This window comes from Pseudomonas sp. GW821-FHT01A09 (genome assembly GCF_058986725.1).
In genome coordinates this window covers 26,294-47,168 of record NZ_JBYSWB010000015.1, presented here as the reverse complement: position 1 = coordinate 47,168, position 20,875 = coordinate 26,294, and the positions used below count along the sequence as shown (strand labels likewise).

At 64.1% G+C, this 20,875-nt stretch carries 16 protein-coding genes; 8 read left to right on the top strand and 8 right to left on the bottom strand.

The genetic code is table 11. The features are described from left to right. Positions 1-50 precede the first annotated feature (50 nt). The 5 genes from AC3WJP_RS17680 to AC3WJP_RS17660 form a co-directional block, all read right to left on the bottom strand. A complete protein-coding gene (locus AC3WJP_RS17680; protein ID WP_493723293.1) occupies positions 51-1,835 on the bottom strand; it encodes an ABC transporter ATP-binding protein in 1,785 nt (594 codons plus the stop codon). A 144-nt stretch (positions 1,836-1,979) separates the two neighbouring features. Continuing rightward, positions 1,980-2,615: a DsbA family protein gene (locus tag AC3WJP_RS17675; protein WP_493723276.1), complete on the bottom strand. Its 636-nt coding sequence runs from the start codon at positions 2,613-2,615 to the stop codon at positions 1,980-1,982. A 1-nt stretch (position 2,616) separates the two neighbouring features. Further along, positions 2,617-3,555 carry an oxygen-dependent tRNA uridine(34) hydroxylase TrhO gene (gene trhO, locus AC3WJP_RS17670; RefSeq protein WP_493723277.1) on the bottom strand — a complete coding sequence of 313 codons (939 nt, stop codon included), beginning with the start codon at positions 3,553-3,555 and terminating at the stop codon, positions 2,617-2,619. 199 nt (positions 3,556-3,754) lie between these two features. Further along, a complete protein-coding gene (locus AC3WJP_RS17665; RefSeq protein ID WP_226505225.1) occupies positions 3,755-4,051 on the bottom strand; it encodes a BolA family protein in 297 nt (98 codons plus the stop codon). An 11-nt stretch (positions 4,052-4,062) separates the two neighbouring features. Continuing rightward, the gene (locus AC3WJP_RS17660) at positions 4,063-4,599 is read right to left on the bottom strand and encodes a DUF2059 domain-containing protein (RefSeq protein WP_493723278.1); all 537 of its coding nucleotides are present in this window, start codon (positions 4,597-4,599) and stop codon (positions 4,063-4,065) included. A 252-nt stretch (positions 4,600-4,851) separates the two neighbouring features. Here AC3WJP_RS17660 and AC3WJP_RS17655 point away from each other — a divergent pair, with 252 nt between their 5' ends. Continuing rightward, positions 4,852-6,231, top strand: coding sequence for a class II fumarate hydratase (locus AC3WJP_RS17655; RefSeq protein WP_493723279.1), 1,380 nt, complete (start codon positions 4,852-4,854; stop codon positions 6,229-6,231). A gap of 104 nt (positions 6,232-6,335) precedes the next feature. Here AC3WJP_RS17655 and AC3WJP_RS17650 read toward each other — a convergent pair whose 3' ends face one another. Continuing rightward, positions 6,336-7,304, bottom strand: coding sequence for a DMT family transporter (locus AC3WJP_RS17650; RefSeq protein WP_493723280.1), 969 nt, complete (start codon positions 7,302-7,304; stop codon positions 6,336-6,338). Between the two features lie 189 nt (positions 7,305-7,493). On the opposite strand from AC3WJP_RS17650, the gene AC3WJP_RS17645 reads away from it, so the two are divergent. Next, complete coding sequence (locus tag AC3WJP_RS17645) at positions 7,494-7,679, top strand: DUF6316 family protein (RefSeq protein WP_493723281.1); 186 nt, start codon at positions 7,494-7,496, stop codon at positions 7,677-7,679. 121 nt (positions 7,680-7,800) lie between these two features. Here the strand turns inward: AC3WJP_RS17645 and pap are convergent, their stop codons facing one another. Continuing rightward, positions 7,801-9,294 (bottom strand): polyphosphate:AMP phosphotransferase, encoded by a 1,494-nt coding sequence (gene pap / locus AC3WJP_RS17640; RefSeq protein WP_493723282.1) that lies wholly within the window; start codon positions 9,292-9,294, stop codon positions 7,801-7,803. 115 nt (positions 9,295-9,409) lie between these two features. Between pap and mnmC1 the strand changes: the two genes are divergently transcribed. The 4 genes from mnmC1 to AC3WJP_RS17620 all read left to right on the top strand — a co-directional run bounded on the left by mnmC1 (position 9,410) and on the right by AC3WJP_RS17620 (position 15,963). Further along, positions 9,410-11,602 (top strand): FAD-dependent 5-carboxymethylaminomethyl-2-thiouridine(34) oxidoreductase MnmC1, encoded by a 2,193-nt coding sequence (gene mnmC1 / locus AC3WJP_RS17635; protein ID WP_493723283.1) that lies wholly within the window; start codon positions 9,410-9,412, stop codon positions 11,600-11,602. Next, entirely contained in the window at positions 11,602-12,267 is a 666-nt protein-coding gene (locus AC3WJP_RS17630) for an ABC transporter ATP-binding protein (RefSeq protein WP_493723284.1), read from the top strand. Before mnmC1 ends, AC3WJP_RS17630 begins: the two co-directional genes overlap by 1 nt. After that, positions 12,261-14,747: an ABC transporter permease gene (locus AC3WJP_RS17625; protein ID WP_493723285.1), complete on the top strand. Its 2,487-nt coding sequence runs from the start codon at positions 12,261-12,263 to the stop codon at positions 14,745-14,747. The genes AC3WJP_RS17630 and AC3WJP_RS17625 overlap by 7 nt, the downstream gene beginning before the upstream one ends. Positions 14,748-14,889: 142 nt before the next feature. Continuing rightward, complete coding sequence (locus AC3WJP_RS17620; RefSeq protein WP_493723294.1) at positions 14,890-15,963, top strand: lipocalin-like domain-containing protein; 1,074 nt, start codon at positions 14,890-14,892, stop codon at positions 15,961-15,963. A 15-nt stretch (positions 15,964-15,978) separates the two neighbouring features. Here AC3WJP_RS17620 and AC3WJP_RS17615 read toward each other — a convergent pair whose 3' ends face one another. Then, a complete protein-coding gene (locus AC3WJP_RS17615) occupies positions 15,979-16,731 on the bottom strand; it encodes an autoinducer binding domain-containing protein (protein ID WP_493723286.1) in 753 nt (250 codons plus the stop codon). A 620-nt stretch (positions 16,732-17,351) separates the two neighbouring features. Here AC3WJP_RS17615 and AC3WJP_RS17610 point away from each other — a divergent pair. Both AC3WJP_RS17610 and ngg read left to right on the top strand, forming a co-directional pair. Then, entirely contained in the window at positions 17,352-19,124 is a 1,773-nt protein-coding gene (locus tag AC3WJP_RS17610) for an N-acetylglutaminylglutamine amidotransferase (protein WP_493723287.1), read from the top strand. A 3-nt stretch (positions 19,125-19,127) separates the two neighbouring features. Then, positions 19,128-20,867, top strand: coding sequence for an N-acetylglutaminylglutamine synthetase (gene ngg / locus AC3WJP_RS17605; RefSeq protein ID WP_493723288.1), 1,740 nt, complete (start codon positions 19,128-19,130; stop codon positions 20,865-20,867). The last annotated feature ends 8 nt before the right edge of the window (positions 20,868-20,875 follow it).

Sequence of the window (20,875 nt, the reverse complement as noted above, 5' to 3'; positions counted from 1 at the left end):
CCATCGGCGGTGATTTTTTTTACAACTCGCAGTGCAGCGGGAAATGAATATCACACCTGCTGCAAATGTCCATACAGCTTCGCGTAGAGCCCGCCATCGGCGATCAGTTGTTGATGGTCGCCGTCCTCGGCCACATGGCCACCGTCGAACACCACCACGCGATCGGCCTGCTTCACCGCCGACAGCCGATGGGCAATGATCACGGTGGTGCGCCCCTGCAGGAAGTGGGTCATGGCCCGATGCAGGTTGTATTCGGTGGCAGCGTCGAGGGCCGAAGTGGCCTCGTCGAGGATCACCACCTGGGGGTTGGCGAGGATCATCCGCGCAATGGCCAGACGCTGGCGCTGACCACCGGACAGGCGCACTCCGGAACGCCCCACTACGCTGTCCAGCCCTTGCGGCAGAGCCCGTACCGTGACGTCCAACTGGGCGATCTGCAGGGCGTTCCAACAGGCGTCGTCGGTGCGCTCGCGGCCCATGGTCAGGTTGGCGCGGATGCTGTCGTTAAACAGCGACGGATGTTGCAGCACCACCGCGACGTGTTCGCGCAGGGTGTCCAGGCCGATTTCCTGCATCGTCGCGCCGCCAAAGCGGATGGTCCCGGCGCTCGGCGTATAGAGCCCCAGCAGCAGCTGCACCAGGGTGCTCTTGCCACCGCCGCTGGCGCCGACGATGGCGACTTTCTCGCCCGGCAAGATCGACAGGTCGAGCTGGTCGAGCACCGGTTCGTCGCCGTAGCCGAAACACAGCCCGCGCACATCGATACCCACGGTGCGATGCTGGGCGAACGGGTCGATGCCGCCGGCGTACTGCGGCTCGTCGGCGCGGGCGAGCAGCTCGTTGATGCGGGTCATGGCGCCACCGGCGGCGTAGTAGGCGTACTGCAGGTTCAGCAATTGCTCGACCGGGGTGATCATGAACCACAGGTAGCTGAACACCGCCAGCATCTGCCCGATCGACAGGTCGGAGAACAGCACGGTGAGCATTGCCGCCGCGCGGAAGATGTCGATGCCGAACTGGAACAGCAAGCCACTGGCGCGCCCCGACGCGTCGCTTTTCCATTGCGAGGAAATGGCGTAATCGCGCACTTCCCGTGCCCGCAGGCCAAGGCGACCAAGGAAGAAACCCTGCCGGTTGCCGCCACGGATCTCCTGAATGGCATCGAGGGTTTCGGTCAGCGCCTGGGTGAATCGCGAGGTGCTGTCGTTTTCCAGTTTCTTCAGCGACTTGACCCGCTTGCCCAGCTGTACCGTGGCGTAGATCACCAGCGGGTTGAACAGCAGAATCAACAGCGCCAGCTGCCAGTGCATCCACATCAGGATGGTGGCGGTGCCGGCCAGGGTGAGCATGGCCACCAGAAACTTGCTCAGGGTTTCGCCGATGAATTTGTCCAGGGTGTCCAGGTCGGTGACCAGGTGGGTGGTCACGGTCCCGCTGCCCAGGCTTTCGTACTCGCGCAGGGAGATGCGCTTGAGGCGTTCGATCAGGCGCAGGCGCACGCGATAGACGATGTCCTTGGACAACCGCGCGAACTGCCGGGCCTGGATGACGTTGAATACCAGCGAGCACAGGCGCAGCCCGAGGGTGAACACCAGCATCAAGGCGATGTAGCCCACCGGCTTCTGCGCGCTGACGGGCAGCAGATGATTCATCCATTGCAGCGCCGCGTTACCGTGGCCGAGCAGCACCTCGTCGACCAGCAGGGGCAACAGCAGCGGCACCGGCACGGTACAGAGCGTCGCCAGCACCGCCACACCGTTGGCCAGCCACAAGGCCTTGCGATGGCGCAGCGCCAGACGGCGGATCTCGGCCCAGGTCAGGCGGTCGTTTCCCATCACGAATAACGGCTCCCGACCTGATTCCCTGTAGTGAGGGGGCTCGCCCCCGATAGCGGTGCGTCTGATGCGGCGATGTCACTGATGCGGTTTTTGGGGGCAAGCCCCCTCGCTACAGTGCACAGTGACGTGGCGGTATCGAAGTCACGCATCCTTGCCACGCTCCAGCCAGCGGCTGAGCAGCGCAGCAAGCGGCTCCAGAGGTTGATAGCCATTGGTCAGCAACGCCAGCTGGCCATCGCGCTCGACGAGCATGGTCGGGAAGCCGGCGATGCCCAGGTCCTGGACCCAGGCGAAATCCTGCGCCGTGGCCTCATGTATCGGCTTGGTATCGAAGGCCCCGGCAAATTCGATCCGCGGCACACCAGCGGCTTCAGCCAGCTCCACCAGCACATCGGCGCGGGTGGTGTCACGGCCTTGGGCATAAAACGCCTGCTGAATCTGCCGTACCATCGGCCAGGCACTCTCGGCGTCCAGTTCGCGCACCGCCACCACCGCCCGGCACGCGGGCTCGGTGTCATAGACAAAACCGTCAGGCAGCGGGTCATCGAGGCTGAAGGGCTGGCCGGTGGCTTCCTTGACCGCCTGCCAGTGCTCCAGGATATAGGCACGCTTGGCTGGGTCCAGCGCCGCGCCGGCGCCCGTGCGCAAGCCGCCGAGCACCAGGTGGGTGTTGACGCCTGCAGCCTGAGCCTGCTCGATCAGCGCCTGCGCGACAGGGGCGAACCCCCAGCACCATGAACACATGGGGTCCATCACGTAGAGCAGGCGGCTGGGCATGTCAGACCTCTGAGGCTTTGCGGTAGTTATGGCCGATGGGATGGGGCTGATTACGCGCCTTGGCGAGCTCGATCTGCTTCTGCCGATCGATGGCGCTGCGGCGGGTCTTCTCGCTCAGGGTATCCCAGCAATGCGGGCAGCTGATCCCGGGAGCGTAGTGCTGCGAGGCACGATCCTCGACGCTGATCGGCGTGCGGCAGGCATGACATTGATCATAGTCGCCCTCCGTCAGATCGTGACGAACGGTCACGCGGTTGTCGAACACGAAGCAGTCGCCCTGCCACTTGCTCTGTTCCTGGGGCACTTCTTCGAGGTATTTGAGGATGCCGCCCTTGAGGTGATAGACCTCGTCGAAGCCCTCGCCGAGCATGTAGCTGGAGGCCTTCTCGCAGCGGATACCGCCGGTGCAGAACATCGCCACCTTTTTGTGCACGGCGGGGTCGAAGTTGGCCTTGATGTAGTCCGGGAACTCACGAAACGAGGCGGTCTTGGGATCGATGGCGCCTTCGAAGGTACCGATCGACACTTCGTAGTCGTTGCGCGTATCGATCAACAGCACTTCAGGATCATTGATCAACGCGTTCCAGTCCTGAGGCTCGACGTAGGTGCCAACCTTGCGGTTGGGGTCGACGCCGGGCACACCGAGGGTGACGATCTCTTTTTTCAGCTTGACCTTGGTGCGGTAGAACGGCTGCTCGTCGCAGTATGATTCCTTGTGATCGATATCGACCATGCGTGGATCGTTGCGCAACCAGGCCAGCAGGCCGTCGATGCCTTCGCGGGTGCCGGAGACTGTGCCGTTGATGCCTTCTTTGGCGATCAGCAGGGTGCCTTTGACGCCGTTGGCGGTCATGGCTTGCAACAGCGGTTCACGCAGTTGCACGTAATCTTCAAGGGTGACGAACTTGTACAAGGCCGCCACGACTATGGGTCGAGTCATGGTTGGAACGCTCCTGGTGGTCACCCTCGCAAAGGGCGGACCGGGGTAGAAAGGCTGCTGTTTTTTCGGGGGCAAGCCCCCCTCGCTGCAGGGCGGCGGCGGGGGGATTGCCCCGATTGCACACCGCCATAAAAAATGCGCCGGCTGAAAGCGCGGCGCATATTCTAGCAAACAACAGCGGATCAAGGCGTGCCCTGGATCAATGTCCCCCACCGGCGCAGGTAGGCGAAGCCGGCGCGGCGCCGGTCTGCTCCCACTCCTGCGGGGTGTAGGTGTGCAAGGCCAGGGCATGGAACTCGCCCATCAGCTCGCCCAGCGTGCCATACACCAACTGGTGGCGCTTGACGCTATTGAGCCCGGCGAAGCGCTCACTGACCACCACGGCCTTGTAGTGCGTCTGCGTGCCCCGGCTGTGCATGTGGCTCTCATCGAGCACCTGCAGATGGCTGGGCTGCAGCAAGGCCAGGGTCTGTTCGATCCGTTGGTGCATGGACATGACCGGCTCCGTTACGGCTTTTTAGCCGGTGCAGCAGCGGCCGGTGCAGCTGGCTTGGCCGGGGTGATTTCGGTGGTCATGTCCTGCAGCAGCTTGTTGACCACAGGCACGGCGCTTTCCAGCTTGGCCTGAGTCAGCTGAGCCGACTGTTGGGTGACCTGGGGCATTTTTTCCAGGACCTTCTTGCCCAGTGGCGACTGGTAGAACTTGACCAGGTCCTTGAGCTCGGCCTCGGTGAAGTTGTCGGTATACAGCTTGATCATGTCCGGCTTGAGCTTCGGCCAGCCGATGGCCTGATCCAGGGCGGCGTTTGCTTTGGCCTGGTAGCTTTCAAGTACGGCTTTCTTGGAGTCGGGCGCGTTGGCCTGCTCGAAGCGTTGAGCGAACATCTGCTGGACCTGCATGTACACCGGGGTACCGAGTTTGTCGGCATGCGCCATCATCAGGAACGATTCAGCACTGGCGTTGTGGCTGGCGGTATCAGCGAGCACCTGGCCGCTGGCGCAGACGAAAAAGGCCGCGGTACAGAGGGCGCGAAGACGTGTCATCGAGTTTCCTTAAATTAGCAGCTGAGGCAAGAGCCCCGGAATCGACCATTCTGCGCCCAACCCGGCGTGTCGCTCAAGCCCGGTAGACGCACAACGTATGGACGGCTCATCGGCAGGGAATGGAACCCAGGTCGTCAATGAGCACCTAAACTGCTCAACCTCGGCAATTGGCAACCGCCAGCGCGAGACCTTGAAAGGACAATGCACGTCTCGAGGCCTTGGCCGCGAGCACGTCGACAGGAGAAGAGCAGCATGAGCCGCACGGAAACAGACAGCATCGGTCCGGTTGAAGTTCCGGAACAGGCCTACTGGGGGGCGCAGACCCAGCGCTCGCTGGTCAACTTCGCCATCGGCGACCAGCGCATGCCGCTGGCGGTGGTGCACGCCCTGGCGCTGATCAAGAAGGCCGCCGCCAGGGTCAATGATCGCAATGGCGACCTGCCCGCCGATATCGCGCGCTTGATCGAACAGGCCAGTAATGAAGTGCTCGCCGGCGAGCATGACGACCAATTCCCCTTGGTGGTATGGCAGACCGGCAGCGGCACCCAGAGCAACATGAACGTCAACGAAGTCATCGCCGGGCGTGCCAACGAGCTGGCCGGCAAGGGCCGCGGCGGCAAATCGCCGGTGCACCCCAACGACCACGTCAACTGCTCGCAAAGCTCCAACGACTGCTTCCCCACCGCCATGCACATCGCCACCGTGCAAGCGGTTCAGGGCGACTTGCTGCCGGCGATCGCCGAACTGAGCGCGGGCCTGGCCGAGCTCTCGGCCAAGCACATGCATCTGGTCAAGACTGGCCGTACGCACATGATGGACGCCACGCCCATCACCTTCGGCCAGGAAATCTCGGCGTTCGTGGCGCAACTCGACCACGCCCAGCGCGCCATCCGTGCGGCCCTGCCCGCCGTGTGCGAATTGGCCCAGGGCGGTACCGCCGTGGGCACCGGCTTGAACGCCCCCCATGGCTTTGGCGAGGCGATCGCCGGCGAACTGGCAGCGCTGTCAGGCCTGCCGTTCGTGACTGCGCCCAACAAGTTTGCCGCGCTGGCCGGGCATGAGCCGCTGACCACTCTGGCCGGCGCCTTGAAAACCCTGGCGCTGACCTTGATGAAACTGGCCAACGACTTGCGCCTGCTGGGCTCTGGCCCTCGCGGCGGCATCGCAGAAGTGCGTCTGCCGGCCAACGAACCGGGCAGCTCGATCATGCCCGGCAAGGTCAACCCGACCCAGTGCGAAGCGCTGTCGATGCTCGCCTGCCAGGTGCTGGGCAACGATCTGGCGATCAGCATGGCGGCCAGTCACGGGCACCTGCAACTGAACGTGTTCAAGCCGGTGATCATTCATAACCTGTTGCAATCGGTGCGGTTGCTCGCCGATGGCTGCAGCAACTTCCAGACCCACTGCATCGCCGGCCTGGAACCGGATGCCGAGAAGATGGCCGAGCACCTGGAGCGGGGCTTGATGCTGGTCACCGCGCTGAATCCCCACATCGGTTACGACAAGGCGGCGCAGATCGCCAAGAAGGCCTATGGCGAAGGCAAGACCTTGCGCGAAGCGGCGCTGGAACTGGGTTTCCTCACCGAAGCCGAGTTCGATGAGTGGGTGCGGCCGGAGAACATGCTGGGCTGAAAACCTGTAGCGAGGGGGCTTGCCCCCGATTGGATGTGTCTGACACCTAATTTCTTCCTGACACACCCCATCGGGAGCAAGCCCCCTAGCCACAGGGCTTGGCGTCAGGACGGTTGGGGCGACTCAGCCGCTGCCTGGCGCGTCCGCCAACTCGCCATCAGCGTTGGGCCGAGCGCCACCATGGCCGACCCGGCCACCACCACCAGCGCGCCGAAATACGCCAGGCCATTGGCCTCCTCGCTATGCACCAGGTCCGGCCACAAGCTCGACCCCAGTGCCGCTGAAGCGAAGGTCACCAAGGGCGTCAGCGCCAAAGTCGCACTCACCCGCGAGGCCTGCCAGTGCGCCAGCGCCTCGGCGAAGGCGCCATAGGCGACCAGCGTATTCAGGCAGCACGCCAGCAGAAGCCAGCCTTGCACCGGGGTCAGGCTCAAGGCCTCCAAGGGATGTGCCCAAGGCGTGATCACCAGCGCGCACCCCAGGTAGATCACCATCATCACCTGCAGCGAATTCCATTGGTTGAGCAGTTGCTTCTGGCTCATGGCATAGAAAGCCCACACCGCCGATGCCAGCAAGACCAGCAGCACCCCAGTGGTATAGGTGCCCATGGAGCCCAGCAGCTCACCGACACGCTGATTGAAAAACAGCCCGAAGCCGCTCAGCAGCACCACCATGCCAATGCACTGAGCCAGATTGAAACGCTCCTTGAACACGTAAAGGCTGCACAGGATCAAGAAGATCGGCCCGACCTGAATCATCAGCTGCGCGGTACCGGCGCTGATCAATTGCAGAGCGAACAGATACAGCACGTAGTTAGCCACCAACCCGACCACCGCCAGCCCCACCAGGCCGAAGCCTTTGCGGCCCAGCGGGCGAAACGACGGCAGGCGCCGGGTCAGGCTCAAATAGATGAACAGGACTCCGCCGGCACCCACCAGGCGAAACCAGGTCACCGTGATCGGGTCCATGGCTTGCAGGACTATCTTGAGTTTGATCGGCAGAACGCCCCAAAGCAGCGCGGTAACCAACGCCAGCAACAGCCCGTAGGCCCAGCGTCCGGAAGTGATATGCATGTAGAGCCTCATGCCCTGTGGCGGGGGGAGCGGCAAGTGTAGCCGCGCGACGAGCGCGCAGACAGCCACATTTATGCACTATGCTGGCGCAGTATTGCCCAGTGGTGACCGCTGGTCGGCCGGCCGGCACGGACTCCAGCGGCAGATACTCATATGCTCAAATCACTGAACCTCATTTGGGGAGCTGTCATGTTCGGTAAACGCACACAAGACGCCAACGCCGCGACTCACTTCCGCGCAGAGCGTTTCAGCCTGGTCAATGGCCAGTTCTACTTCAGCACCCGCGAGAATTCCCTGGAAGGCCCGTTCGCCACTCGCGAAGAAGCCGAAAAAGAGATGGCCGCATACGTAGAGCGGATCCAGCGCCGGCATTGAACCCCCTTTACTCGCTGCACCGCATGACCCTGTGGCGAGGGGGCTTGCCCCCGAAAGATTTAGTGCCACCGGAGTGTCTGGCGCAGCGCGATCGGGGGCAAGCTCCCTCGCTACAGGGGTATCAACGTTTCTTGTCCTTTTTGAAGGCCGCCTCGATCGCCTCATTGATCGTACGCAACACCTTTACCCGCGCCGAGCGCTTGTCGTTGGCGGCCACCAGCGTCCATGGCGCGATTTCCGTACTGGTACGGTCGACCATGTCCCCCACCGCATCCCGATAGAGCCCCCACTTGCCGCGATTGCGCCAATCGTCTTCGGTGATCTTGTAGCGTTTGAACGGGATCTTCTCGCGGGCCTTGAAGCGCTCCAGCTGGGTCTGCTCGTCGATCGCCAGCCAGAATTTGACGACGATGATGCCGGCCTCGCTCAACTGCTCCTCGAAGTCGTTGATCTCGCTATACGCACGCATCCAGTCGGCTTCCGAACAGAAGCCCTCGACCCGCTCCACCAGCACGCGGCCGTACCAGGAGCGATCGAACACGGTGAACTTGCCCCGCGCCGGAATCTGCCGCCAGAAGCGCCACAGGTACGGCTGGGCCAATTCGTCCTGAGTCGGCGCCGCCACCGGCACGATGGCGTACTGGCGCGGGTCGAGGGCGGCGGCCACGCGGCGGATCGCCCCGCCCTTGCCCGCGGCATCGTTGCCTTCGAACACCGCCACAAGGGCGTGGGACTTCATGCGCTTGTGGCGCAGCAAGGTCGCCAGGCGCGCTTGCTCCTCTATCAGTTGCTGGTGATAGTCGTCCTTCTCCAACTGCTGATTGAGGTCGAGGCTACCCAGCAGGCTGCGGCCATCGATGCTCTCGCCCACCGGCGCCATGGCCTGACGCACGGGCTCGACGGGCGCCTTGAGCGCTGCCTGCAGCCCTTCGAGGAGGATATTGCCCACCACCAGGCTGCGGTAATTCGGGTCCACGCCTTCGATCACATGCCAAGGCGCGTACTCGCGGCTGGTGCGCCGCAACACACGCTCGCCAAAGCGCACGAAGCGGTCGTAGGTGTCGGTCTGCTTCCAGTCCAGCGGGCTCAGACGCCAGCTGTGCAGCGGGTCGTCCTGCAAGGCCTTGAGCCGCGCTTTCATCTGCTTCTTGGACAGGTGAAACCAGAACTTGAAGATCAATGCGCCTTCGTCGACCAGCATCTGCTCCAGGCGCTCCGCCTCACCGATGGCCTGATCGAGCACCGCGTCGTCGAAGTCGCCGTGCACACGGCTTTGGATCATCTGGCTGTACCAGTTGCCGAAAAACACGCCCATGCGCCCCTTCGCCGGCAGCTGCCGCCAGTAGCGCCAGGCAGGCGGGCGGGCCAGCTCTTCATCGGTCTGCTTGTCGAAGGTGCGCACCTCGATCAGGCGCGGGTCCATCCACTCGTTGAGCAGCTTGACCGTCTCGCCCTTGCCCGCGCCTTCGATGCCGTTGATCAGGATGATGACCGGGAAGCGCGATTGCTGCTTGAGCTCGAACTGAGCGTCGAGCAGCGCTTCACGCAGGGCCGGCAGTTGTTTTTCGTAGGTATCGTCGTCGATGGCGTGGCCGATCTCGGCGGATTCGAACATTCCCTGCTCCTGTGATGTGAATGAACAACACTCGTGGGCATCTGGACCCTGCTATCTGGCAAAATGTTGCGTCTGGTGCGTGTTGCATCGCAAGTCTTCATGGAACCCTGCCGTCATGCCTGCCGATCGGCCCCCTGTGTCCCCCGCTCCTCACGCCGCTGTTGCCCACGCCGATCTGGATTGGGACGATGAAGGCCGCCCGCGCTCCAAGGCTTTCGACGACGTGTACTTTTCCCTCGCTTCGGGCCTGGATGAAACGCGCCACGTGTTCATCGAACAGAACTGCCTGCGCGAGCGTTTCAGCGAACTGGCGGCCGGCGAGCGTCTGGTGATCGGCGAGACCGGCTTTGGCACCGGGCTGAATTTTCTGTGTGCCTGGCAGCTGTTCGAGCAATGCGCCACCAGCGCGGCAAGGCTGCATTTCGTCAGTGTCGAGAAATACCCGCTGACCGCCGCCGACCTGCACCGCGCCCTGGCGCTATGGCCGCAACTGACGGCGCAGGCACAACCGCTGCTGCAACAGTACGTGGCGATCCATCCGGGTTTCCAGCGCCTGGTGTTCGCCGCCGGCCGCGTAACCCTGACGCTGCTGATCGGTGATGCCATGGAGCAGCTGCCGTTGCTCGACGCGGCGGTAGATGCCTGGTTCCTCGATGGTTTCGCGCCGTCGCGCAACCCTGAGATGTGGACCCCGGAGTTGTTCGCGCAACTGGCCAGGCTGTCGGCGCCGGGGGCGACGCTGGGCACCTTCACCAGTACCGGCTGGGTGCGGCGCAGTCTCAAGGCGGCCGGTTTCAAGATGAAGCGGGTGCCGGGGATCGGGCACAAGTGGGAGGTATTGCGTGGGGTGTTGGTGGGGCCCGATGCACTCACCGCGCCACTGGAAAACGACCCTGTGGTGAGGGGGCTCGCTCCCGATACGCCGGTGCCGACAAGCCGCAAACCGAAGGCCAGCCCACTCGGGAGCGAGCCTCCTAACCACCGGGTTGCGCCAGACCACGATGCTGCAAAGGCAAACTCGATCAAACCCTGGTACGCGCGGCCGCTGCGGCCCAGCGGCAAACACGCGTTGGTCATCGGCGCCGGCCTTGCCGGTTGCGCCACCGCCGCCAGCCTGGCCGCCCGCGGCTGGCAGGTCAGCCTGCTGGAGCGCCACGCCGGCGTCGCCGAGGAAGCCTCGGGCAACCCGCAAGGCGTTCTGTACCTGAAATTGTCCGCCCATGGCACCGCCCTGTCGCAACTGATCGTCGCCGGCTTCGGCTACACCCGGCGCCTGCTGGAGCAACTGCAGCGTGGCGTCGACTGGGATGCCTGCGGCGTGCTGCAGCTGGCCTTCGATGCCAAGGAAGCCACCCGCCAGCAGCAACTGGCCGACGCCTTCCCTGCCGACCTGCTGCACCTGGTGGATCGGCCCACGGCCGAGGCCCGTGCAGGCATCTCGCTGCCCTCGGGCGGGCTGTTTTTCCCCGAAGGCGGCTGGGTCCATCCCCCGGCGCTGTGCCAGTGGCAAGCCGGCCACGCCAATATCACCCTGGTGCCCCATCGGCAGATCGTCACCCTGCAGCGCTGCCCCGACAGCGGCCAATGGCAAGCCTGGGACGCACAGCGCTGCATCGCCACCGCCCCGGTGGTGGTGCTGGCGGGGGCAGCCGAGGTCAGGGCTTTCAACCCGGCCGCCGGCTTGCCGCTCAAGCGTATCCGCGGGCAGATCACCCGCCTGCCGGCCACCGTCGCCAGCCGCTCGCTGAGCACCGTGGTGTGCGCCGAAGGCTATGTGGCCCCGGCGCGCCTGGGCGAGCACACCCTGGGTGCCAGTTTCGACTTCAGCAACGACGACCTGACGCCCACGATCGCCGAACACCAAGGCAACCTGGCGCTGCTGAGCGAGATTTCCCCTGCCCTGAGCGCGGCCTTGCACACTGCGGACATGGCGCCGGAACACCTTCAGGGCCGCGCGGCCTTTCGCTGCACCAGCCCGGATTACCTGCCCATCGTCGGCCCGCTGGCCGACCCCGAGGCGTTCGCCGTGACTTACTCGGCACTGGCCCGCGATGCCCGCCAGGTCCCCGACCTGCCGTGCCCCTGGCTCGACGGCCTGTACGTCAACAGCGGCCATGGCTCGCGCGGTCTGATCACCGCGCCGCTGGCAGGTGAGCTGATCGCCGCCTGGCTGGAAGACGAACCCCTGCCGGTGCCGCGTGCCATCGCCGAGGCCTGTCACCCCAATCGCTTCGCCTTGCGCCAGTTGATTCGCGGCGGCCAGGCGAAACCTGCTACAACTGCTGTTCCGCCCAACGAGCCACGCTGATGCTGAACGTCCACGACCTGCACAAAAGCTACCCCACGCCGCAAGGCCCTTTGCCGGTGCTGCAGGGTGTGGAGCTACAGGTCGAACGTGGCGCCAGCCTGGCCCTGATGGGCGAGTCGGGCAGTGGCAAAAGCACCCTGTTGCACCTGCTGGCCGGGCTCGACCGGATCGATCGTGGCAGCCTGGACATCGACGGCCATGCCCTGCACCGCCTCAGCGAGCCGCAACTGGCCGACTGGCGCCGCACACACATCGGTCTGATCTTCCAGCAGTTCAACCTGATCGGCAGTCTGTCGGTAGCGGACAATCTGGCATTCCAGGCGCGCCTGGCCGGGCGCCACGATCCCCACTGGCAGGCCGAACTGGTCCAGCGCCTCGGCCTGGGCGACCTGCTGCAGCGCTATCCCGAGCAACTCTCCGGCGGCCAGCAACAACGGGTGGCGCTGGGCCGTGCGCTGGCCTCGAAGCCAGCGTTGTTACTGGCCGACGAGCCCACCGGCAACCTTGACGAAGCCACCGCCGCTGAAGTCCTCGACCTGTTGCTCGAACTGCAACGCAGCAGCGGCTGCACCCTGTTGATGGTCACCCACAGCCCGCTGATCGCTGCCCGCCTGCAGCGCAGCGTGGTGTTGCGGGCCGGGCGCGTGGCGGATCCGACATGGTGATGCGCTGGGCCCTGGTCGCCCTGCTCAGCCACTGGCGCAAGCATCCGATCCAACTGCTCAGCGTCCTCACCGGGCTGTGGCTGGCCACCGCCTTGCTCACCGGTGTGCAGGCGCTCAACAGTCAGGCCCGGGAGAGCTACGCGCTGGCCAGTCGAACACTCGGCAGCCAGGCCGCCACCCGCATCGAAGCGCACAACGCCGGGCGCTTCGAGCAGCAGGCGTTCGTCGACCTGCGGCGCCAGGGCTGGCCCGTCTCGCCGCTGCTCGAAGGCCGCGTACAGCTGCGCGATGCCGGCACCAGCAGCAATGAACCACGGCGCCTGCAGGTACTGGGCCTGGAGCCGATCACCCTGCCCCAGGACACCGCCGTGGCCGGGCGAACCCTGCAAGCCGCCGACATCGGCGACTTCATCGGCACCCCCGGGCGTACCTGGATCGCCGCCAGCACCCTGCGCGAACAGCATTGGCACGAGGGCGAGCAGCCGCAACTGAGCAATGGCGAATCCCTGCCGCCCCTGCAGATCCAGCCACGTATGGCCCCGGGTCTGCTGATCCTCGACATCGGCGCCGCTCAACGGGTGTTGCAAGCCGAGCAACAGATCAGCGCACTGGTGTTGCCCGGCGGCTTCGATCAGACCCTGCCTGCGCCCTGGGCCGAACGCCTGCACATCGTTCAGCACGCAGCGGACAGCGACCTGCAACGGCTGACCGCGAGCTTTCATCTCAATCTCGACGCCCTCGGCCTGCTGGCGTTTGCCGTCGGCCTGTTTATCGTGCACGCCGCCATCGGCCTGGCCCTCGAGCAGCGCCGCAGCCTGCTGCGTACCTTGCGGGCCTGCGGCGTCAGCGCGCGGACCTTGATCTTCACGCTAGTGCTGGAACTGCTGGCCATGGCCTTGCTTGGCGGCCTGGCGGGTGTGGTCAGTGGCTACGGGTTGGCCAGTGTGCTGCTGCCCGATGTCGCCGCCAGCTTGCGCGGGCTGTACGGCGCCGAAGTCGCCGGGCAACTGAGCCTGAGCCCGAGTTGGTGGCTGGCCGGGCTGGGCTTGAGCCTGGGTGGCGCGGTACTGGCCGGCGCCAGCAGCCTGTGGCGGGCGGCGCGTCTGCCGTTGCTGGCCTTGGCCGGTAACGACAGCTGGTACCGTGCGCACCGTGACTGGCTGCAGCGCCAGGCCTGGGTGGCCGGCGCTGCAGCGTTGATTGCGGCGGCCGCCGCCCTCTGGGGCAACAGCCTGGCGCTTGGTTTCGTGCTCATGGGCGCACTCTTGCTGGCGGCCGCCTTGGGCTTGCCGCTGCTGCTCAGCGGCTTGCTGAGGCTCGGCGCCAAGCGGGTTCGCTCGGCATTGGGACAGTGGTTTCTGGCGGACTGCCGGCAGCAGCTGCCCGTGTTGAGCCTGGCGCTGATGGCTCTGCTGCTGGCGGTCGCCGCCAATATCGGTGCGGCCAGCATGACCGAGGGCTTTCGCCAGACCTTCCTGCAGTGGCTGGATCAGCGCCTGTCGGCAGAGTTGTATGTACGTCCAACCTCGGCCAGCCAGGCAGACGCCATCGCCCAGTGGCTGGCGACCCAGGCCGATGTGCGCACGACGCTGCCGGTGCGCGATGTCGAACTGCGTCTGCAAGGCTGGCCGGCCAGCATCAGCGGCGTACTCGATGACCCCCTGTACCGCCAGCACTGGCCGCTGCTGGAGCAAACGCCTGACGCCTGGGAGCGTTTGTTCGCCGCTGACAGCGACGGCCTGATGCTCAGCGAACAGTTGGCGCGCCATCTACAGGTCAGGCTCGGCGAGCGCCTGACGCTGACCACCGAGACAGGCCCATGGTCGCCGACCATCGTTGGCATCTACGCCGACTATGGCAACCCCAAGGGTCATCTGCTGGTAGCCGGTGATCGTCTGCATCGCTACTGGCCGAGTGCACCGATTGCCCGCCTCAATGTGCGCAGCGATCCCGCTCACGTGCCGGCGCTCAAGGAGCAGCTGCAGCAAGCCTTCAGCCTGGATGACGGGCGCCTGGTCGATCAGGCCCAGCTTAAGCAGTGGGCTACCCAAGTGTTCGAACGCACCTTCACCGCCACGGCCGCACTCAACAGCCTGACGTTGGGTGTCGCCGGGGTCGCGCTGTTCATCGCGCTGCTGACCCAGAGCCAGAGCCGCCTCGGGCAACTGGCCCCGCTATGGGCTCTGGGCGTCGGCCGCCGCCAGTTGATGCTGCTCAACCTCGGCCAGACCTGGCTGTTGGCGGCGCTGACGCTGGTGTGCGCCGTGCCGCTGGGCATGCTGCTGGCCTGGTGTCTGGTGGCGGTCATCAACGTGCAGGCGTTCGGCTGGCGCCTGCCTTTGCATGTGTTCCCGCTGCAAGTGGCGCGCCTGCTGGGGCTGGCGGCGCTGGCCACGGCCCTGGCTTCGGCCTGGCCGCTATGGCGATTGCGTCAGAGCCAGCCTACGGATCTGCTGCGGGTATTTGCCGATGAGCGTTAGTTTTCTGCAGGCCATCGCGGCCTCTTCGCGGGCAAGCCCTGCTCCCACCCCCTGTGGGAGCCTTGTTCCTACCTCCAATGGGGGCCTTGCTCCTACCCCCTGTGGGAGCCGGGCTTGCCCGCGAAGAGGCCTGCGGCAATGGCTGATCGGCTTGGTCCTGACCACATTCGGCCTGCTCAGCGCATGCGACAACAGCGCACCGCCGAGCAGCGGCTTTGCCGGACTGGCCAAACCCAGCCAGGACTACGCCCAGGTCAGCCGCGGCCGGCCGTTCGTGTTCCCGCTGGACCACGGCGCGCACCCGGACTTTCGCATCGAATGGTGGTACGTGACCGCCAATCTCAAGGACGCTCAGGGCCAGTCGTTCGGTATCCAATGGACGCTGTTTCGCAACGCTCTGCGTGCCCACGGCAGCGGCGCGGGTTGGGCCGACAGCAATCTGTGGCTGGGCCACATCGGCCTCACCAGCGCCGATCAGCAACGTTCGGCGCAGTACGTCGGCCGCGGTGGCGTCGGCCAGGCCGGGGTCAGCCTGCAACCGTTCGCCGCCTGGATCGACAACAACTCGCTGCGCAGCCTGACCGCCCAAGGCAGCCCCGATCCGCTGGCGCACATGGCCCTGGAGGGCGGCGGCAAGGACTTCAGCTATCACCTGCAACTCGTCACCGAGCACGCCCCCGTGCTGCAAGGCGACGGTGGCTTCAGTCAGAAATCCACCCAGGGCCAGGCCTCGTATTACTACAGCCAGCCGTTCTTTCAAGCCAGTGGCGACATCGAGCTGGACGGCAAGACCTACCAGGTCTCCGGCCCCGCTTGGCTCGACCGCGAGTGGAGCAGTCAGCCACTGGCCGATGATCAGCCCGGCTGGGACTGGCTGGCCCTGCATCTGCAGGATGGCAGCCAATTGATGCTCTATCGCTTAAGACAAAACGATGGCAACCATTACCTCACTGCCAACTGGATCGACCCCCACGGCCACAATCAGCAGCTGGGCGCTGATGCCCTGCAACTGGCGCCGCAGGACCACACCCAGGTGCAAGGCCATAGCGTGCCGACGCGGTGGACCTTGAGCATCCCCGGCAAGGGCCTGAAAATCGATATCGAGGCGCTCAACCCCAACGCCTGGATGGCGCTGAGCACTGGCTACTGGGAAGGACCGGTGCACTTCAGCGGTAGCCAGCAGGGCGTCGGCTATCTGGAAATGACCGGCTACTGATCGCGCCGGTCGCGCCTATCGATCCCGGCCCGGCACAGGCCAGGCAATCAACTCCAGGAGAATTGCCTGAGCCACGGCGGCCGTCTTGTTGGGCACGTCGAGCTTGGTGATCGCGCTGGAAATATGAAACTGCACAGTGCGCTCGGACAAAAACATTTCGGCGGCGATGTGTCCTGCGGTATGCCCTGCTGCGGTCTTTTCCAGCACGGTGATTTCCCGCGGCGTCAGCAGTTTCTCCACTTCTGCGATCGTCAAGCCGAGCGTCTCGTCATTGGCAATGCGCTCGACGGTGGCAACGGTAAGCTGATTGGTCAGCGACAACACAATGTCGGCTTTGCTTTGAAACTCGTCGATTTCCAGTTCCGGGCGCGAGCGTCCAAGACAGAGCAACGCCACCAGACCGCTGACGTGGTGGCAGGCTTGACTCATGCCATGAGTTACGTCGACCTCGCGCATCATCTGCCACAACTCAGGCGCCTCGCGGAATAAAGCCGGCTCCCAACGCAAGGGCTGCAGCGATGTCAGACCGTGCTGGTGACGCGGATCCTGGCTATATAGCCGCTGCCCGGCATATTGACTGACGAAAGAGTTCGCCAAGGTGGTCTTGAGTAAAAGCGGCGCTTCCATCGGATTGTGATCAAGGACCACGAAACGCCACGAGTCGAAACCTAGATCGCGCACAACAGGTGACAGGTTGCTGAATAACGGCTCCAGACGCATCCCTAGCGCAGCCAGCGCTTTGCGTCTTGCATCGCTCCAATGCCGCATTGAATCTACTCCCTCGATTCACTCATGGCAGTGCCTGAAAAAACATCACCCCTCCGGGCCGGCGGCAAAGAATGGAAACATTATATGCAGCGGATAATACAAGCGATATAAATAAAACATATTAACTTCCCTCTAAGGATAGAAGCAGGCGTTGAGAGAAGGAAAAAACAGTACATGTCATGACGCTAGCCGCAGAAGTTGTATCAATATATTAACCATATAAATCAGAAGGTTAGCAAGATATTGCACAGAAACTCCGGAGACGCTTTCCAGTCAAAATACATACAACCTGGCATATCGAATCGATTCAGGACAAACATTCCGCAATCCCCCAACAAAGTTTCCGCACTGATTTCGTAACGTGGGTTACAACCCATTAGTTGGCTACTGGTTATTTTTCATATTCCAGAACATATGCAAGTTGTAACTAAATATTTATCGGCTTGACGCCTATATTTCATCGTAACGGCGCCTGACCTGAGGTGCCGCCCGTCCTTATAACTTAATGATCTAAAACTCAGCCATCAGCCACCGGTCACTTCATAGGGTGCACAACGCACCCGACGCCGCCTCAACGCTGAGCGCAGGCCTCTCCCCAACGGAACGACCGGTAAGGACTTATGTGCGGATTAGCTGGAGAATTACGCTTCGATCAACAACCACCGGACCTCGCGGCGGTTGAACGAATTACCCACCACCTGGCCCCCCGCGGCCCAGATGCCTGGGGATTCCACAGCCAAGGGCCGATTGCCCTTGGCCATCGTCGGCTGAAGATCATGGACCTGTCCGACGGGTCCGCGCAGCCGATGGTCGATAACAACCTAGGCTTGTCGCTGGCCTTCAACGGCGCCATCTATAACTTCCCCGAGCTGCGCAGCGAGCTCGAAGCGCTGGGTTACAGCTTCTATTCCGGTGGCGACACCGAGGTGCTGCTCAAGGGCTATCACGCCTGGGGCGCCGATCTGCTGCCCAAGTTAAACGGCATGTTCGCCTTCGCCATCTGGGAGCGTGACAGCCGTCGACTGTTCCTGGCCCGCGACCGCCTGGGCGTCAAGCCGCTGTATCTGTCGCGCACTGGCAGCCGCCTGCGGTTCGCCTCGGCCCTGCCGGCGTTGCTCAAAGGTGGTGACATCAATCCGGTGCTCGACCCGATTGCGCTCAACCACTACCTGAATTTTCACGCCGTGGTGCCGGCTCCGCGCACTCTGCTGGCCAATATCGAGAAACTGCCACCGGCGACCTGGATGCGCATCGACGCCGACGGCCGCACCGAGCAGAAAACCTGGTGGACCTTGCCCTACGGCCCCAACCCGGATGAGCAGAATCTGGGGCTGGAAGACTGGGTCGACCGCGTACTCGACAGCACCCGCGAAGCCGTCGCCATACGCCAGCGCGCTGCCGTGGATGTCGGCGTGCTGCTGTCCGGCGGTGTCGACTCGAGCATGCTCGTGGGTCTGTTGCGTGAGGTCGGGGTCGAGGACCTGTCGACCTTCTCCATCGGCTTCCAGGATGCCGGCGGCGAGCGCGGCGACGAGTTTCAGTATTCGGACCTGATCGCCAAGCACTACAACACCAAGCACCATCAACTGCGCATCGACGAGCGCGAGATCATCGAGCAACTGCCGGCGGCATTCCGCGCCATGAGCGAGCCGATGGTCAGCCATGACTGCATCGCCTTCTACCTGCTGTCTCGGGAAGTGGCCAAACATTGCAAAGTGGTACAGAGCGGTCAGGGCGCCGATGAGTTGTTCGCCGGCTATCACTGGTACCCGCAGGTAGACGGCGCGGCGGACCCGTACAGCGCCTATCGCGACGCGTTTTTCGATCGCAGCTATGCCGATTACGCCGACACTGTCATGCCTGAATGGCTGACCGCCAATGATGCAGCGGGCGATTTCGTCCGCGAGCACTTCGCCCAGCCCGGCGCCGATGCCGCGGTGGACAAGGCTCTGCGTCTGGACAGCACCATCATGCTGGTCGACGACCCGGTCAAGCGCGTCGACAACATGACCATGGCCTGGGGCCTGGAAGCGCGCACGCCGTTCCTCGACTACCGCCTGGTGGAGCTCTCGGCGCGCGTTCCGGGGCGCTTCAAGCTGCCCGACGGCGGCAAGCAAGTGCTCAAGGAGGCGGCGCGCAGAGTCATCCCTAGCGAGGTCATCGACCGCAAGAAGGGCTATTTCCCCGTGCCCGGCCTCAAGCATCTGCAAGGCGATACCCTGAACTGGGTGCGCGAGCTGTTGCTCGATCCGAGCCAGGACCGCGGCCTGTTCAACCCTACCATGCTCGATCGCCTGCTCACTGACCCCCAGGGCCAGCTGACGCCGTTGCGCGGCTCGAAACTCTGGCAACTGGCGGCCCTCAACTTGTGGCTCAGTGAACAAGGAATCTGATCGATGAAAGCTTCTGCGACCGCTTACAGCCAGCGCTGGCTGCGCGGCCAATCACCGTCCTACGAGCGCCTGCAGGCACGTCTGGCCGAGGACGGCAGCGAGCAGGCGCAACCGCGGCAGCTGCACTGCGGGTGGGGCCGGCTGCTGATCGGTCATACCTACCCGACGCCCGAGGCCCTCGCTCAGGAACTGCTCAACGAGCAACCGGGCGAACGCGATATCGCCCTGTACGTGGCGGCGCCGCAAAACGTGCTGGCGCACTCCCCCCAGCAGCTGTTTCTGGACCCCTCGGATACGCTGCGGTTGTGGTTCAGCGATTACCGCCCAGCCCAGCGGGTGTTTCGCGGCTTCCGTATTCGCCGCGCCCACACCGAGGGCGACTGGCAGGCGATCAATTCGCTGTACCTCAAGCGCCGCATGCTGCCGATCGACCCGACGCTACTGACCCCGCGCCACCAGGGCGGCCCGGTGTACTGGCTGGCCGAAGACGAAGACAGCGGCCAGGTGATCGGCAGTGTGATGGGCCTCAACCACCGCACGGCTTTCGACGACCCGGAACACGGCAGCAGCCTGTGGTGCCTGGCCGTGGACCCGCGCTGCACTCGCCCCGGTGTCGGCGAGGTGCTGGTGCGCCACCTGGTGGAGCACTTCATGAGCCGCGGGCTGGCGTATTTGGACTTGTCCGTGCTGCACGATAATCGCCTGGCCAAGAACCTCTACAGCAAACTGGGTTTTCGCAACCTGCCGACCTTCGCCATCAAGCGCAAGAACGGCATCAACCAGAAATTGTTCCTTGGCCCGGGCCCGCAGGGTGAATTCAATCCCTATGCGCGCATCATCATCGACGAGGCGTTCCGCCGTGGCATCGATGTGCAGGTCGACGATGCCGAAGCCGGGATGTTCACCCTCAGCCACGGCGGTCGGCGGGTACGCTGCCGTGAGTCGCTGAGCGACCTGACCAGTTCCATCAGCGTGGTCCTGTGCCAGGACAAGAGCCTGACCCACAAGACCCTCAAGGCCGCAGGCTTGAAGCTGCCTGCGCAGCAACTGGCCGGCAGCGCCGATGACAACCAGGACTTTCTCGACGAACACCGACACGTGGTGGTCAAGCCGTTGGACGGCGAGCAAGGCCTGGGCGTGGCAGTGGATCTGTCGACGCTGGAAGAAGTCCAGCAGGCGGTGGAGGCGGCGCGGCAGTTCGATAGCCGTGTGCTGCTCGAAAGCTTCCATGAAGGCCTGGACCTGCGCATTGTGGTCATTGGTTTCGAAGTGGTAGCGGCAGCCATTCGCCGACCCGCCCAGGTGGTAGGTGATGGCCAGAACACCGTGGGCTTTCTGATCGAGGCGCAAAGCCGACGTCGCCAGGCGGCCACCGGAGGCGAGAGCCGGATCCCGGTGGATCAGGAAACCCTGCGTACCGTGCAGGCAGCCGGTTACGACTACGATTCAGTGCTGCCAAGCGGCGAGGTATTGCCCGTCAGGCGCGCCGCCAATCTGCATACCGGTGGGCATCTGGAAGACGTCACCGACATTCTCCATCCGACCCTGGCAGACGCCGCTGTGCGTGCCGCCCGGGCACTGGACATTCCGGTGGTGGGCCTGGACCTCATGGTGCCGGCCGCCGACCAGCCCGAGTATGTGTTCATTGAGGCCAACGAACGCGTGGGCCTGGCCAACCACGAACCGCAGCCGACCGCCGAGCGTTTCGTCGATCTGCTGTTTCCCCATAGTGCGCCGCGCTGAGCGGCGCA

Bases quoted from the DNA above. Each gene is read 5' to 3' on its own strand.
- AC3WJP_RS17645 (WP_493723281.1), top strand. From the start codon at position 7,494: ATGTTCGGTAAACGCACACAAGACGCCAACGCCGCGACTCACTTCCGC.
- AC3WJP_RS17630 (WP_493723284.1), top strand. From the start codon at position 11,602: ATGCTGAACGTCCACGACCTGCACAAAAGCTACCCCACGCCGCAAGGC.
- AC3WJP_RS17615 (WP_493723286.1), bottom strand. From the start codon at position 16,731: ATGCGGCATTGGAGCGATGCAAGACGCAAAGCGCTGGCTGCGCTAGGG.
- AC3WJP_RS17680 (WP_493723293.1), bottom strand. From the start codon at position 1,835: ATGGGAAACGACCGCCTGACCTGGGCCGAGATCCGCCGTCTGGCGCTG.
- AC3WJP_RS17665 (WP_226505225.1), bottom strand. From the start codon at position 4,051: ATGTCCATGCACCAACGGATCGAACAGACCCTGGCCTTGCTGCAGCCC.
- AC3WJP_RS17650 (WP_493723280.1), bottom strand. From the start codon at position 7,304: ATGCATATCACTTCCGGACGCTGGGCCTACGGGCTGTTGCTGGCGTTG.
- trhO (WP_493723277.1), bottom strand. From the start codon at position 3,555: ATGACTCGACCCATAGTCGTGGCGGCCTTGTACAAGTTCGTCACCCTT.
- AC3WJP_RS17675 (WP_493723276.1), bottom strand. From the start codon at position 2,615: ATGCCCAGCCGCCTGCTCTACGTGATGGACCCCATGTGTTCATGGTGC.
- mnmC1 (WP_493723283.1), top strand. From the start codon at position 9,410: ATGCCTGCCGATCGGCCCCCTGTGTCCCCCGCTCCTCACGCCGCTGTT.
- AC3WJP_RS17660 (WP_493723278.1), bottom strand. From the start codon at position 4,599: ATGACACGTCTTCGCGCCCTCTGTACCGCGGCCTTTTTCGTCTGCGCC.
- pap (WP_493723282.1), bottom strand. From the start codon at position 9,294: ATGTTCGAATCCGCCGAGATCGGCCACGCCATCGACGACGATACCTAC.
- AC3WJP_RS17610 (WP_493723287.1), top strand. From the start codon at position 17,352: ATGTGCGGATTAGCTGGAGAATTACGCTTCGATCAACAACCACCGGAC.
- ngg (WP_493723288.1), top strand. From the start codon at position 19,128: ATGAAAGCTTCTGCGACCGCTTACAGCCAGCGCTGGCTGCGCGGCCAA.
- AC3WJP_RS17655 (WP_493723279.1), top strand. From the start codon at position 4,852: ATGAGCCGCACGGAAACAGACAGCATCGGTCCGGTTGAAGTTCCGGAA.
- AC3WJP_RS17625 (WP_493723285.1), top strand. From the start codon at position 12,261: ATGGTGATGCGCTGGGCCCTGGTCGCCCTGCTCAGCCACTGGCGCAAG.